The sequence below is a fragment of the Pseudomonas sp. FG1 genome, assembly GCF_034313875.1.
In the GTDB taxonomy this organism is placed as follows: domain Bacteria; phylum Pseudomonadota; class Gammaproteobacteria; order Pseudomonadales; family Pseudomonadaceae; genus Aquipseudomonas; species Aquipseudomonas veronii.
The window spans coordinates 1,179,752-1,193,869 of sequence record NZ_JAVIWP010000001.1 but is presented as its reverse complement, the minus strand read 5'-3'; the positions used below and the strand labels follow the sequence as shown (position 1 = coordinate 1,193,869).

Annotated in this window: 13 protein-coding genes; 7 read left to right on the top strand and 6 right to left on the bottom strand. The window is 64.7% G+C overall.

What is annotated here, in order from left to right; translation table 11 throughout:
* Positions 1-183 precede the first annotated feature (183 nt).
* From RGV59_RS05625 to RGV59_RS05600, 6 genes are read right to left on the bottom strand one after another with little or no spacing between them, the layout of a single operon-like run.
* Positions 184-1,116, bottom strand: coding sequence for a phosphatidate cytidylyltransferase (locus tag RGV59_RS05625; protein WP_017850067.1), 933 nt, complete (start codon positions 1,114-1,116; stop codon positions 184-186).
* 1 nt (position 1,117) lies between these two features.
* The gene (locus RGV59_RS05620) at positions 1,118-1,738 is read right to left on the bottom strand and encodes a lysophospholipid acyltransferase family protein (RefSeq protein WP_046484323.1); all 621 of its coding nucleotides are present in this window, start codon (positions 1,736-1,738) and stop codon (positions 1,118-1,120) included.
* 9 nt (positions 1,739-1,747) lie between these two features.
* On the bottom strand, positions 1,748-2,191 hold the full coding sequence (locus RGV59_RS05615) for a hypothetical protein (protein WP_046484321.1): 444 nt from the start codon (positions 2,189-2,191) through the stop codon (positions 1,748-1,750).
* Complete coding sequence (locus RGV59_RS05610; RefSeq protein WP_126586307.1) at positions 2,181-3,479, bottom strand: phosphatase PAP2/dual specificity phosphatase family protein; 1,299 nt, start codon at positions 3,477-3,479, stop codon at positions 2,181-2,183. The genes RGV59_RS05615 and RGV59_RS05610 overlap by 11 nt, the downstream gene beginning before the upstream one ends.
* A 2-nt stretch (positions 3,480-3,481) precedes the next feature.
* Positions 3,482-5,236, bottom strand: coding sequence for a bifunctional alpha/beta hydrolase/class I SAM-dependent methyltransferase (locus RGV59_RS05605; protein ID WP_102617669.1), 1,755 nt, complete (start codon positions 5,234-5,236; stop codon positions 3,482-3,484).
* Positions 5,237-5,246: 10 nt separating this feature from the next.
* On the bottom strand, positions 5,247-5,870 hold the full coding sequence (locus tag RGV59_RS05600) for a CDP-alcohol phosphatidyltransferase family protein (RefSeq protein WP_046381592.1): 624 nt from the start codon (positions 5,868-5,870) through the stop codon (positions 5,247-5,249).
* A gap of 318 nt (positions 5,871-6,188) precedes the next feature.
* Between RGV59_RS05600 and hflK (RGV59_RS05595) the strand changes: the two genes are divergently transcribed.
* The 7 genes from hflK (RGV59_RS05595) to RGV59_RS05565 all read left to right on the top strand — a co-directional run bounded on the left by hflK (RGV59_RS05595) (position 6,189) and on the right by RGV59_RS05565 (position 14,087).
* The gene (hflK, locus tag RGV59_RS05595) at positions 6,189-8,114 is read left to right on the top strand and encodes a protease modulator HflK (protein ID WP_102617670.1); all 1,926 of its coding nucleotides are present in this window, start codon (positions 6,189-6,191) and stop codon (positions 8,112-8,114) included.
* 12 nt (positions 8,115-8,126) lie between these two features.
* Positions 8,127-9,116: a protease modulator HflC gene (hflC, locus tag RGV59_RS05590; RefSeq protein WP_017850060.1), complete on the top strand. Its 990-nt coding sequence runs from the start codon at positions 8,127-8,129 to the stop codon at positions 9,114-9,116.
* On the top strand, positions 9,113-10,147 hold the full coding sequence (hflK, locus tag RGV59_RS05585; protein ID WP_017850059.1) for a protease modulator HflK: 1,035 nt from the start codon (positions 9,113-9,115) through the stop codon (positions 10,145-10,147). Before hflC ends, hflK (RGV59_RS05585) begins: the two co-directional genes overlap by 4 nt.
* Positions 10,144-12,030, top strand: a complete 1,887-nt coding sequence (locus tag RGV59_RS05580) for a cation-translocating P-type ATPase (protein WP_046381595.1) — start codon at positions 10,144-10,146, stop codon at positions 12,028-12,030. The genes hflK (RGV59_RS05585) and RGV59_RS05580 overlap by 4 nt, the downstream gene beginning before the upstream one ends.
* Before the next feature lie 115 nt (positions 12,031-12,145).
* Positions 12,146-12,397, top strand: coding sequence for a membrane protein (locus tag RGV59_RS05575; protein WP_017850057.1), 252 nt, complete (start codon positions 12,146-12,148; stop codon positions 12,395-12,397).
* Between the two features lie 65 nt (positions 12,398-12,462).
* On the top strand, positions 12,463-13,308 hold the full coding sequence (locus tag RGV59_RS05570) for a DUF692 domain-containing protein (RefSeq protein WP_017850056.1): 846 nt from the start codon (positions 12,463-12,465) through the stop codon (positions 13,306-13,308).
* Entirely contained in the window at positions 13,299-14,087 is a 789-nt protein-coding gene (locus RGV59_RS05565) for a DNA-binding domain-containing protein (RefSeq protein ID WP_046484311.1), read from the top strand. Before RGV59_RS05570 ends, RGV59_RS05565 begins: the two co-directional genes overlap by 10 nt.
* The last annotated feature ends 31 nt before the right edge of the window (positions 14,088-14,118 follow it).

The following is a 14,118-nucleotide window of genomic DNA, read 5'->3' as shown; positions in this document are numbered from 1 at the left end:
AGTCAGACTGGGTCAGTGAAATCTCGGCAACTGGGTCAACTCGGCATCAGCGCCAACATGCGGCGTATCTTACACGCGTCTTTGCGACAAAAGATGAGGTCGATACGTCACCTCAATGCCGAGCGTGCGGGAGCAAACCCGCCCTCACATGTTGATCTTCGTCGGGCTTGAGGGCGGTGTCGGTCAGGTCCACCAGTAGCGCACGAGGTGGAAGAAAATCGGCGCCGCAAAGCACACCGAATCCAGCCGATCGAGCATCCCGCCGTGCCCCTCGATCATATGCCCCCAGTCCTTCACGCCACGGTCGCGTTTGATCGCCGACATCACAATGCCGCCGGCAAACCCCAGCAAGTTGATCAGCAGCGCAATCAGAAACGACTGCCATGGGTTGAACGGCGTGGTCCACCACAGCGCCGCGCCGATCAGCGAGGAGAGCAGGATGCCGCCGACAAAGCCTTCGACGGTTTTCGACGGCGACAGGTTGGGCGCAATCTTGTGTTTGCCGAACAGCTTGCCGCACACGTACTGCAACACGTCCGACAGTTGCACCACGATCACCAGGTAGGCGATCAGCAGCAGGTTGCGGCCTTCATAGCCGGGGATGTCGAGGGTGAGCAGGGCGGGCACGAAGGACACGCAGAACACTGCGATCATCAAGCCCCATTGCACCTTCGAGGCGCGCTCCAGGAAGTGTGTGCTGTCGCCGCCGAGGGAGGCGAGGATCGGCAGCAGCAGGAACACGTACACCGGGATGAAGATCGAGAACAGCCCGTACCAGTCGGCATAGATCAGCAGGTATTGCAGCGGCAGCGCCAGGTAGAACGCGGCCACCAGCGCCGGGTAGTCGCTGCGCCGGGTCGGGGTGAGGGTGAGGAATTCACGCAGGGCATAGAACGACACGGCATAGAACAGCACGATCACCGCGCCGGTGCCGAGCCAGAAGGCGATGCCGATCATCACCACCATCACCCACCAGGCGTTGATGCGGGCGTTGAGGTTGTCGATCACCGCATTCGGCGTGCCACGGGTGCGCAGCTTGAGGATCAGGCCGATCAGCGAGGCGAGTACCAGGATCGCGCCGATCCCGCCGAACAGCATCAGGGTTTGGCTATCCATCTCAGGAATGCTCCGGGGCGAGGGCGAGCAGGGCATCGCGGGTGCGGGCAAGGAAGGCGGCTTTGTCTTCGCCTTCTTCCAATTGCAGTGGCGCGCCGAAGCTGGTGGTACACAGCAGAGGCAGCGGCAGGACGCGGCCCTTGGGCATGACGCGGTTGAGGTTGGCAATCCACACGGGGATCAATTCGGCCTGTGGGTAACTTTTTGCCAGGTGATACAGGCCGCTTTTAAACGGCAGCAAGCCGTCTTCCAGATTGCGCGTGCCTTCGGGAAAGATGATCAGCGAGTCGCCGCCTTCCAGTGCGGCGAGCATGGGCTGCAAGGGGTTATCCACAGGGTCTTTGCGCTCGCGGTCGATCAACACGCCGTTGAACACGCGGTGGATGATGTAGCGGCGCAGCGCACTTTTGTTCCAGTAGTCGCTGCCGGCCACCGGGCGCGTGAATTTGCGCAGGTTCTGCGGCAGCGATGCCCACAGCAACACGAAATCGCCGTGGCTGCTGTGGTTGGCGAAGTAGATGCGTTGCACCGGCACCGGCGCGCAGCCCAGCCACAGGCTGCGGGCGCCGGTGACGGTGCGGGCCATCGAGGTAATCAGGGTGGCGACCACGGGTTCGAACATGGGAATTCCTTATCCGGCGAAAGGTAGCCAAGGGCTGGCGAGAATCACGCCCAGGGTCAACAGCACTTGCGCGCCCAGTAGCCAGGCTTGCTTGCGCAGCAGTTTGAGGGCGCCGCGACGGCGTTCGGTCCAGGGTCGGCCGGCGCGTTTGGGCGACTGCAGGCCGAGGGTTTGCAGGGCCTGGTCGAGGTCCGGGGTGTGTTCGGTGTTATGGGCGAGCAGGGCGAACAGGTCGGCATCGAAGGCCACGCGCAGCGCCCAGTACTTCTGCAGCAGGCCGAGGATAATCATCCACAGGCTGAGCAGCAGGCAGATCGGCGCGATGCTGGCCATCAGCAGTTGCGCCAGGCCGAACAACACGCCCAGCAGCGTCAGGCCTGTGGATAACTGATCCAGTGAGCGGCCGCGGCGCAGCAGGCTGGCGACGACCTGGAGTTCCATATCAGCAGGCATGGGGCAAGGCCTCCAAAGCATGGCGATGAGCGGGATGCAGGACCACCTGGGTCCGCGCTGTACGAATAATAGCCAGTGCCTGATCCACCGTGGCGGCGCGCCCGCTGTGCAGCAGCCAGGCCGCCACAGCGGTGGCGCTGCGCGAATAGCCAAGGGCGCAGCACACCAACACCGGGCCGCTGGCGCGCAGGCGTTCGATGGCTTGCGCGGCTTGCAGGCATTCGGCGGGGGTCGGCGCGATCAGGTCGAGGACGGGGACGCATTGATAGGCACGGCCCTGTGGATTAATCGGCAATTCCGCGCACAGATCGACGATGGCCTTGAATGAACCTTGCTCGCGCACGGTAGGAAGCCGACCGAGCGAGACGTTATCCACAATCAGGTCGGGCTGTGGATGCGTGCGCGTCCACAGCCGTGAATTGAGCCACGCCGCTGCCAGATATGGCGCATACAGCCAGCGCGCCGCAGGGGTCAGTCGACCGTCGGCACGCTTCTGGAAACCTGGCGCGCCGAGGACGACGTAATTCGCCATGATCAGCCCCAGGGACAGCGCCGGCCACAGCAGCCATAGCCACCACCCGCCGTAAGTCAGCGCGAGGATGAACAGCCCCAGCGCGCCCAGGCCGTAGCGCAACCCCAGGCGCCAGTGCGTGGAATCACGGGTCAGCCGCGCATTCAGCAGCGGGCTCGGATGTTCCAGCGGCCACAGCCACACGCACAGCCAACCCGCCAGGGCACCTGTGGGTAAGTCGATAAAGTGGTGTTGATAAGTGGTCAGCACTGAAACCCCAATCAACCCGAACCAGCCATGCACCAGCCAGCGCCAGGCGCCCTGGGTGTGGCGTTGGTACATGATCCACAGGATCACCAGCAGCGCGATATGCAGCGACGGCGCCTGGTTGAACGGTTTGTCGAAACCGGCCAGCAGGGCAAACAGCCAGCCGAACACGCCATCCAGCTCCGGCCGTTCGAAGGTGAAGCGCAGCGGCCAGATCAGGAAGCAACTCACGGCGATGAGCTGCGCACTCAGCAGGCGCAGCGCATGTTGCTTCAGTTCATGGCGGCTGTTGGGCAGCAGCAGGGAGAAACCGTAGAGCAGGTCGATGGTCCAGTAGGGCACGATGGTCCAGGCCCAGAACGGCATGTGGGTTTCCCAATCGAACACCAGTGTGCCGACGTCGCTGCGCTGGCTGGTGACCCATGTGGCAAAACCGTAGGTGCTGAAAAACAGCGGCGCCAACAGCAACAGCCACAGGAACGCGGGCTTTAACAGGCCGGGTTCGCGCATGTTCAGATCTTCTGTGCCAGGGATACGGTAAAGATGCCCCACTCATCCACCCGCTGGGTGATCTTGCGGAAACCGGCGGCTTGCACCAGTTGATCCATTTCCGCCTGACTGCGCCGGCGCATCACCCAGGCCTGGCCCTGGCGATGGCTGGTCAATGCGCGGGCGATCAGTTCCAACTGCGGGTGCCATGGCTGGCCGGTGTAGACCAGATAACCGCCGGGCTCCACGGCTTCGGCCAGGCCCGCCAGCGAACCGCCGACCATGGCGTTGTCGGCAAACAGTTCATATAACCCGGAGACCACCGCCAGCGTCGGCTTGGGCGCCAGCGCTGCCAGCTCCGCACGGTCGAACGCATCGGCTTTGATGAACTGCGCAATCTCGCCCAGGCCTTTCTCGCGGATCAACGCACCACCGTCGCGCACGTTGATGTCGCTGTAGTCGCGCAGCAGGATCGATTCCGGCAGCGGCGAAACGCCCTGCAAGGCTTCGAGAATGTAGCGACCGTGGCCGGCGGCGATATCGACGATACGCACTTCGCGATCATCGGTGCGCAGCGTGGCCATGGCCAGGCGCAGCAGCTCTTCGACGTTCAGCTTGCGCTGGCGAATGCCGCGCCAGCCGATGGAGTTGAGGTAATGGGTGTCGATCATCCGCCCCAGCGCGCCTTTGCCGGTGGGCGTGTTGCGGTACACGTAGTCCAAGGTGCTACCGGAGTCGAAACCGGTGTCGAAGCCCAGCTTGACGCCGTCCGACAGGTTCTTGCCCAGGCCCATGCTGGCGCGGGTCAGGCGCCAGTACAGGTCGCGCAGGGAATTGCGCGGCAGCGGCGCGGCGAGGGCTTCGGATTCGGCACAGGTGGCGCCCAGTTTGTCGGCATCGAGCAGCGAGGCGCGGTCCAGCGGGTGCGTGAAGTTCTGCAGAATAAAACGCCGGGCGCTGCTCACGGCCACCGCACGGTCGCGCTCGCCGAGGGTGTCGTGGAAGAAGCCGGGGAGGATATGCAGCTCTTTTTTCAGGCTGCCAAGGCGGTCGAAGAACTGTTGTTGGGGTTTGCGGTGGACCACGAAGTCGGAGCCGGAGATCAGCAGTTGGGTCGGCACCTGGATCGCCTGGGCATCGGCGACAACCCGGTCGGCCGCTTCATACAGCCCGAGCAGCACATTCACCGAAATCGCCTTGGTGATCAGCGGGTCGCTGTCGTAGGACGCGACGCGCTCCGGGTCGTGGCTGAGGAACTTGGCCTTGACGTAACTGTTGACGAAAAAGTTGCCGCGAAACCTGCGCATCAGCGCCAGGCCCAGCCGGGCGAAGGGCACGTAGAGTTTGACTTTGAACGCCGGGGAGGCGAGCACCAGGGCGCGGATTTTCGGTGCGTAGTCGTGGACCCAGGTGGCTGCGATCACCGCGCCGACGCTTTGGGCGATGACTGCAAGATTTTCCGCCTCGACGCCGTAAGTGGCGCCGATATGTTCGCAGAACGTCTGCACGTCGCGGGCGCTGGTGGCGAAGCTGGGGCTGTCGCCGCGCTCGCCGGGGGATTGGCCGTGGCCACGGGCGTCCCAGGCGAAGAAGTCGAAATGGGGCAGGTTCAGTTCATCGACCAGATGGGCAATGCGCCCCGAATGCTCATGGCCGCGATGGAACAGCAGGATCGCCTTGCGCGGCTCGCCGCCTGCCGGGGCGGTGGCGGGCCAGTGCCGGTAGAAAAGCTCGACGCCATCATGGGTACTGAAGGTGTGTTCTCGCTGTTCGCGCATCGCAAAATCCTTATGCAGAAGGGGAAATGTGTTGTTCTTCTTTGAGGCCCTGGCGCACCCGGTTGACCACGGTGTAGGCGAGCAGGGCGGCGACCAGCCACATCACCGTGTCGACCCAGCCGGCACCGAGCCAGCCCAGCGCCACGCCGCTGGCCAGCACGCCGAGGACGAAGGCCCGATCACTCTTGCCCATCGGCCCGTCGTAGCGCCGCGACGCGCCGACCATCGGCCCGAGCACCCCGGCGTATTCGCTGAACACTGCCAGCAAGGTCACCAGCAGCACCGGCGCCAGGCTGACGCCGGGGATCAACGCAAAGGGCAGGATCAGCGCGCTGTCGGCGATCACGTCGCACAGTTCATTGAGGTAGGCGCCCAGGCGCGACTGCTGGCCGAATTCGCGGGCGAGCATGCCGTCGATTGCATTGAGGGCCATGCGCAGGATCATCCATAGCGGGATCAGCGCGAACAGCCAGAGGTGTTGGGCGAAGCCGGCGATCAGCAGGCCGACCAGCAGGGAGATGACCCCGGCCAGCACAGTGATCTGGTTGGCGGTGGTGCCGTTGTCGTAGAGGCGCTGCACGAGGGGGCGCAGCAGGTTTTGAAAACGCGGTTTGAGCTGATAGATCGAAATCATGGGAGTGACGTTTCCTTGTCCGTAAGCCCGCGAAAAACTGGCCTGAAGTGTGCCGACTAATCGTGGCCTGCACCAGTGATGGCACGTGTTTATGGGGGGGTAGTCACGTTCCGGAGCGCGATGCAGAACGAATGTGGGAGGGGGCTTGCCCGCGATGGTGGCGGCCCCGCCAACCCATGTATCACCTGACCCACCGCCATCGGAGCAAGCCCCCTCCCACAGTGGGTCTGTGTTGCAGGTGAATACGGTGTTTAACGAACAAAAATTTCACGCCATGTGTTATATCGTAACGAATTATGTGTGAACGGGCATGAGTGGATGCAAGTGGATCTAGAAGCTGACGGCGCTTCGGTTGAAGGACTGCCGCGTTTTCAGCAAGGGCTGTTCCATGCCCGTCGATTGAGGCAGGCCGGTATCAGCCTGACTGCGGTGGCTATCAGCGGCTGGGTGCTGGCGTTGTTCGTCGCGCTGTTCGCCCCGTTGTCGATCTGGCCGGTGGTGTTGATCAATTGCGCGTCTGCGTTGCTGGTGCTGGTGGCCGGGTTGCAGTCGGCGTGGTGGGTGGCCGATTGGCGTGCCCAGGCGCTGGAAGCGTCGGCACCTGAGTTACTCGAAGCAGAGAGTGAACCCGCTGGCTGGCAGGCGCGCCTGGTAGGGCGTTTCGGCAGAGGGTTGCTGGCGCAGATCGGCGCGCCGGTGTTGTGGCTCGGCGGTTGGTCGTTGTTCGCGCTGGTCAGCATTGTCGAGTTCTGGAACCTGGGCTTGCCCGCGGCAGCGGTCGGCCAAGGCGCAAGTATCGGCGCTGCACTGGCCTTGGCATTGGCCTTTGGCCTGCTGGTGTTCGAGCGGCGCCTGGCCCAGGAAACCGCCGCGCAATGGCCGGAAGCCGCGCAGTTGGCGCAACTGAGCCGGGTGGCGATTGCGTGCCTGGTGATCAGCGCGATTTGCCTGCTGTTTGCCAGTGCCGGGTCGGTGTGGCCGCTGCGCCTGGCGACACTGGTCGGGCTGTTGCCGGCGCTGGTCGCGCTGGAGTTTCTGTTACGGGCCGCGCTGTCACTGTTCAGCCCGCGCCAACCGCGCCTCGAACCACGCCTGATGGCGCAGAGTTTTGTCGCCGGGCTGCTGCGCTGGCCGCCGCAACCGCTGCAGGCCTTGCAGCACGAATTGCACAACCGCTTCGGCATCGATCTGCGCCAGATCTGGGCGTTTACCTACATGCGTCGGGCATTCCTGCCGGTGCTGCTGGTGGTACTGGCCGTCGGCTGGGCGCTGACGGGGGTGCATGAAGTGCCCCTGCAAGGCCGTGGGATTTATGAGCGCTTTGGCAAACCGGTGCAAGTCTTCGGCCCTGGCTTGCATGCCGGGTTGCCGTGGCCGCTGGGCCGCGTGCTGAACGTGGAAAACGGCGTGGTGCATGAGCTGGCGACCAGCGTCAGCGAAGCCGCCAGCCCGGAACTCGCGGCGGCCGAAGGCCCGGCACCGCTGATCGCCAACCGGTTGTGGGACGCCAGCCATGTGAATGACAAGTCCCAGGTGATCGCCAGCAGCCGTGGCGACAAGCAGAGCTTCCAGATCGTCAATATGGATGTGCGCTTCGTCTACCGTATCGGCCTGACCGACCAGGCCGCACTGGCCGCCACCTATAACAGCGCGGATGTGCCGACCCTGATCCGCAGCACTGCCAGCCGCATCCTCGTGCATGACTTTGCCTCGCGTACCCTCGACGAATTGCTCGGCGAACAACGCACCGGCCTGGCCGACGAGATCGGCCGCGCCGTGCAAGCGGACCTGCATACACTCGACAGCGGCGTGGAGATTCTCGCCACGGTGGTCGAAGCCATCCACCCGCCGTCCGGTGCCGCCAACGCCTACCACGGCGTGCAAGCGGCGCAGATCGGCGCTCAGGCGCTGATCTCCCGCGAACGCGGCGCCGCCAGCGAACAAACCAACCAGGCCCTGCTGCAAGCCAGCACCGTCCGCGACCAGGCCCAGGCCACCGCGCACGAGGTCAATGCCGGGGCCCGGGCGGCGGACCTGCGTTTTGCCGCCGAACAAAAAGCCTACGCCAGCGCGGGCAAAGCCTTCGTGCTGGAGCAATACCTCGGCCAGCTGACCCAGGGCCTGGCTCACGCCAAGCTGTTGATTCTGGATCATCGCCTGGGCGCCGACAGTGCGCCGACGATCGATCTGCGTTCTTTTACCTTGCCGGCCGATCCCTCGGTGCCGCGTAAAGCCGTTCAATAAGGAGTCTGTCTGTTGAGCGCTCATTCTCACGATCATGGTCACCACCACCACGGCCACCATCATCACCACCATGGTGACGAACAACCCGCCGGCCCGTTCCCTTGGCGGCGCATGGCCTGGGCTGTGTTGCTGGTGTTGTTTGCGGTAGCGGCCGCCAGCCTGGTGCAGGTGCGCTCCGGTGAAGCCACGGTGATTACCCGTTTCGGCAACCCGTCGCGGGTGCTGCTGGAACCGGGCCTGGGCTGGCGCTGGCCGGCGCCGTTCGAAGCGGCGATCCCGGTGGACCTGCGCCTGCGCACCACCTCCAGCGGTTTGCAGGATGTCGGCACCCGCGATGGCCTGCGCATCATCGTGCAGGCTTATGTGGCGTGGCAGGTGCAGGGCGATGCCGACAATGTGCAGCGCTTCATGCGTGCGGTGCAGAACCAGCCGGATGAAGCGGCGCGGCAGATTCGGACGTTTGTCGGTTCGGCGCTGGAAACCACGGCGGCCAGCTTCGACCTGTCCAGCCTGATCAATACCGACGCCAGCCAGGTACGCATCAGCGATTTCGAAGCGCAGTTGCGCCAGCAGATCGATCAACAATTGCTCACCACCTATGGCGTGCGTGTGGCGCAGGTGGGCATCGAGCGGCTGACCTTGCCGTCGGTGACGCTCACTGCCACCGTCGACCGCATGCGCGCCGAGCGCGAAACCATCGCTACCGAACGCACCGCCGTGGGCAAGCGTGAGGCGGCGCAGATCCGTTCCGCCGCCGAGCGCGATGCGCGCATCGTGCAGGCCGATGCCACGGTGAAAGCCGCCGACATCGAAGCGCAATCGCGGGTCGAAGCGGCGCAGATCTATGGTCGCGCCTACGCCGGCAATCCCCAGTTGTACAACCTGCTGCGTTCCCTCGATACCCTGGGCACCGTGGTCACCCCGGGCACCAAGATCATCCTGCGCACCGACGCCGCGCCGTTCCGCGCGCTGGTGGACGGGCCGAAGGACGTCCAGCCATGATCGAGCGTGACAGCCCGGACAGCCCGTGGATTCAGGCCGGGCGCCTGACGTTCATGGCGCTGTACGCGGTGACGGTGTTGGCCGCCCTGGCCTGGGCGTTTTCCAATGTGCGACAGATCGACCCGCAGAATCGCGCCGTGGTGCTGCACTTCGGCGCACTCGATCGGGTTCAGAATGCCGGACTGTTGCTGGCGTGGCCGCAGCCGTTCGAGCAAGTCGTGCTGTTGCCGGCGGCAGACCGGGTGATCGAGCGGCGGGTCGGCAACCTGCTGCGTTCCGATGCCGCGGTGCAGGCCGACCGCGTGGCCAGCTTCGCCACGCCGTTGAGCGATGCCCTGGCCGGGTCCGGCTACCTGCTGACCGGCGATGCCGGCGTGGTGCAGCTGGATGTGCGGGTGTTCTACAAAGTCACCGAACCTTATGCGTTTGTGCTGCAGGGCGAGCACGTGCTGCCGGCGCTGGATCGCCTGGTGACGCGCAGCGCCGTGGCCCTGACGGCGGCGCGGGATCTGGACACCATCCTGGTGGCGCGCCCCGAATTGATCAGCAGCGACAACGGCGCCGCCGAGCGCCGTGAACGGCTGCGCGGCGACCTGGTGCAAGGCATCAACAAGCGCCTGGCGGAGTTGACCGCCAGCGGCTTGGGGGTGGGCATCGAAGTCACCCGCGTCGATGTGCAATCGAGCCTGCCGAGCCCGGCGGTGAACGCCTTCAATGCGGTGCTCACCGCCAGCCAGCAAGCCGACAAAGCGGTGGCGAATGCGCGCACCGACGCGGAAAAGCTCACCCAGACCGCCAACCAGCAGGCTGACCGCCTGGTGCAAGTCGCCCACGCCCAGGCCAGCGAACGCCTGGCCAACGCGCAGGCGCAAACCGCCACCGTCGCCAGCCTGGCCCAGGTCAAAGACCCCGGCTTGCTGTTGCGCCTGTACCGCGAGCGCTTGCCGAAGATTCTCGGCCAGGCCGGTTCCGTGACCACGGTCGACCCCAAAGACGACTCCCGCTTGATCATTCAGGGAGCCGAACAATGAGCGCACCCATGCTGACATCCGCCGAGCAGCGCAGCGCCGCCCGGCAATTGACCCTGGCCATGCTCGCCCTCGGCTTGCTCGTGCTGGGCCTGGTGTGGCGCTGGCTGGCGCCGGACCAGAGCGGCGTCAGCCAGTTGCTGCTCGGCGTGGCCTCGCTGCTGGTGGCTGTGCCGGTGATGCGCTCGGCCTGGTACAGCCTGCGTTTTCCCAGTCTGCATGGCATCACCGACCAACTCATCGCCCTGGCGATGCTCGGCGCGTGGGCCACGGGCGATCTGCTGACCGCCGCGTTGCTGCCGATCATCATGATCTTCGGCCATGTGCTCGAAGAGCGCAGCGTGATCGGCTCCCAGGAAGCGATCCACGCCCTCGGCAAACTGACCCGCAGCCACGCACGCCTGGTGCAGGCGGACGGCAGCATCAGCGAAGTCGACAACGGCACGCTGAACAGCGGCGACATCGTCGAAGTGCGCGCCGGCGACCGCGTGCCTGCCGATGGCGTGGTGCTGTCCGGCCAGGCCAGCCTCGACACGGCGCCGATCACCGGCGAGTCGGTGCCGCTGGAAGCCAGTGTCGGCGTGCAAGTGTTCGGCGGTGCGATCAACCTCGACGGGTTGTTGCGCCTGGAAGTGACGCGTACCGGCAACGAGTCGACCCTGGGCAAAGTCATCGCCCTGATGCAGAACGCCGAGCGTTCCAAGCCGCCGATCACGCGGCTGCTGGAGCGTTACGCCGGCAGCTATATGGTGTTGGTGCTGTTGCTGGCGGCGGTGACCTGGTTTGTCACCAATGACGCCCAGGCGATGCTCGCGGTGCTGGTCGCGGCGTGCCCGTGCGCCCTGGTGCTGTCGGCCCCGGCCACGGCGATTGCCGGGATTGCCGTGGCGGCGCGGCATGGGATTCTGATCCGCAGCTCGGCGTTCCTCGAAGAGTTGGCGGACCTGACCTCGCTGGTGGTCGACAAGACCGGCACCCTGACCTTTGGCACTCTGCGCCTGCAGTCCATCCAAACCACCGCGCCGGACCGCCAAGGGTTGTTGAACCTGGCGGCCAGCCTCGGTTCGGCCAGCAGCCACCCGGTCAGCCGCGCGTTGGCCGGGTTGGCGAGCCAGGAACAGCTGTTGGTGCTCACCGACATCCGCGAACGCCAAGGCCTCGGCGTGGTGGCCCAGACCGCGCAGGGCGAAGCGGCCTTGGGCCGGCCGGAGTTGTTCGAGCAGTTGGGCATCGTCACTACCCGCGTCCCCGACCATGATGGCCCGATTGCCGGGCTGGCGTTGAACGGTGCGTTCCTCGCCTGGCTGTTGCTGGCCGACAGCGTCAAACCGGAAGCTCGCCAGGCCCTGCAAGAGCTGCGCGACCTGGGCCTGGGGCGGCAACTGCTGCTGACCGGCGACCGCCAAAGCGTGGCCGACAGCCTGGCCCTCGACGTGGGCATCAGCGATGTCGAAGCCCAGGCGTTGCCGGAAGACAAGCTCAACCGCGTGTTGGGCGAAATCAGCAGCGGTTTCCGGCCGATGGTGGTGGGTGACGGCATCAACGACTCCCTGGCGCTCAAAGCCGGCGTGGTCGGCGTGGCCATGGGCGCGGGCGGTGCGGACATTGCGCTGGCCTCGGCGGATGTGGTGTTGATTGGCAGCGACTTGCGCCGCCTGGGCACCTGTGTGCGCTTGAGCCGACGGTGCCGGCAGACGTTGCAGGTCAACGTGATCATCGGCCTGGGCTGGACGCTGGCGATCGTGGTGTTCGCTGCGTTTGGCTGGTTGGGCGCCGCGGGCGCAATGATCGCGGCGGTGTTGCACAACCTCAGCACCTTGCTGGTGCTGGGCAATGCCGGGCGGTTGCTGCGGTTTCAGGAGCCGCTGTCGAAGCTGGAGGAATAAATCCCAGGTTTTTTTCGAAGGTGCTGTAACGGCAAGGGGGCACCTCACTCTAGTGCTATGTCGCGACTGAGCATTCCGCTCAGCCGACCTAACCACGATTTATGAGGATGACCCCATGACCATCAAAAACGCCGTTTCCGGTGCTGCCCTGGCTTTCGCTGCCGCCGCCTTGTTTGCCGGTGTCACCACCCAGGTCCAGGCCGCCGACGCTCCGGTTCATTGCTACGGCGTAACCTCCTGCAAAGGCATGAATGACTGCAAGACCGCTGAAAACGCCTGCAAGGGCCAGGCGGTCTGCAAGGGTCATGGCTTCAAGGCCATGACCAAGGCCGCGTGCGACGCGGCCGGTGGCAAAGTCGGCGCGTAATCGGCCCCGCGTACCCCGCAGCGGTCGCCGTCACCGCTGCGGACACTTTTGCCCAGGAGTGCCTGATGTCTACATCCCTTCCGAGCCTGGGTTACGGCCTGGGTCTACGCAGTGAGTACTACCAGCAGATCCTTGAACAATCGCCGGCCGTGGATTGGTTCGAAGTGATCTCCGAGAATTACCTGGTGCAGGGCGGTAAAGCCTTGTACTACCTGGACGCGATCGCCGAGCGCTACCCGTTGGTGATGCACGGTGTGTCCCTGTCCATCGGCGGGCCCCATCCGCTCGATACCGATTACCTCAAGCAACTCCAGCAACTCGCCGCACGCATCCAGCCGGCGTGGATCTCCGATCACCTGTGCTGGAGCCGCGGCAGCGCGCATCAATTGCATGACTTGCTGCCCCTGCCGTACACCGAAGAAAGTTTGTATCACGTGGCCAGTCGCGTGCTTCAGGTACAGGATGTGTTGCAGCGCCCGCTGGTGCTGGAAAACGTCTCCAGCTATGTGCGCGCCAAGGCGGATGAATTCACCGAGTGGGAATTCCTCAACGCCCTGACCCACTTGACCGGGTGCCAGTTGCTGCTGGACGTCAACAATGTGTACGTCAGCTCGCGCAATCATGGCTTCGATGCCTGGACGTTCATTCACAACCTGCCGCCGCAGAGCATCCGCCAGCTGCATCTGGCGGGGCATATGGACTACGGCGATTACGTGGTCGATACCCATGACCACCCGGTGTGTGATCCGGTGTGGGCGCTGTATCAACAGACCCTGGAGCACCTGGGCCCGGTCTCGACGTTGCTCGAGCGCGACGACCATTTCCCGCCGTTCGAAGACTTGCTCAGCGAGTTGGACAAGGCCCGGTCGCTGGGGGCGAGCGCCTTGCTCAGGAGAACGCTATGCGCCTGACGGATTGGCAACGGGCCTTCGAAGAGCATTTATTAGCCGAAACGCCCGTGGCCGGTACTGGCTTTGCCGCCACCTTGCTGGGTGGTCCTACGCTGGATGTGGAAACCGGCCTGGCGATCTATCACAACGCCTACCTGTCGCGCTTGCAGGACGTATTACGGCAGGACTTCGGCGCCCTCTGGTATTGGCTGGGCGATGACGAATTCGCCTCGCTGACTGAGGCCTACGTGCGTCGCTATCCGTCCGCCCACTACAGCCTGCGCTGGCTGGGCGAGCGGTTTGCGGGGTTTATCCAGGAGCACCTGGTGGCTGAACAAAGCGCGCCGTTGGCCGAGCTGGCACGGCTGGAGTGGGCGTTTACCCTGGCGTTCGATGCGCCGCCGGGCACGCCGCTGACCCTGGACGACATGGCGCGACTGCCGCCGCCCGACTGGCCGGGCTTGCAGGTCACCCTGGCGCCGACCGTTCAGCAGATATTCTGCCGCTTCAATACCGTCGAAACCTGGCGTGCCGCCAAGGCTAAATCGGCCTTGCACGCCGGCCAGCCTCTGGACGCGCCGCAGGTCTGCCTGGTGTGGCGCGATCAGCAGATATGCCGCTACCGCAGCCTGGAACCCGCGCAAACCTGCGCCCTGGCGGGCATGGTGAGCACCGGCTGGTGTTTTTCAGAACTGTGCGAACGCTTGGCGGTCAGTCATGGAGAGGGTGCGCCCCTGCAAGCAGTCTCATGGCTGAAACAGTGGGTTCAGGACGGTTTGCTCGAACGCCGGATTCCATAAGCGCAGGTTATCAGATCGATAGCTTCCTACC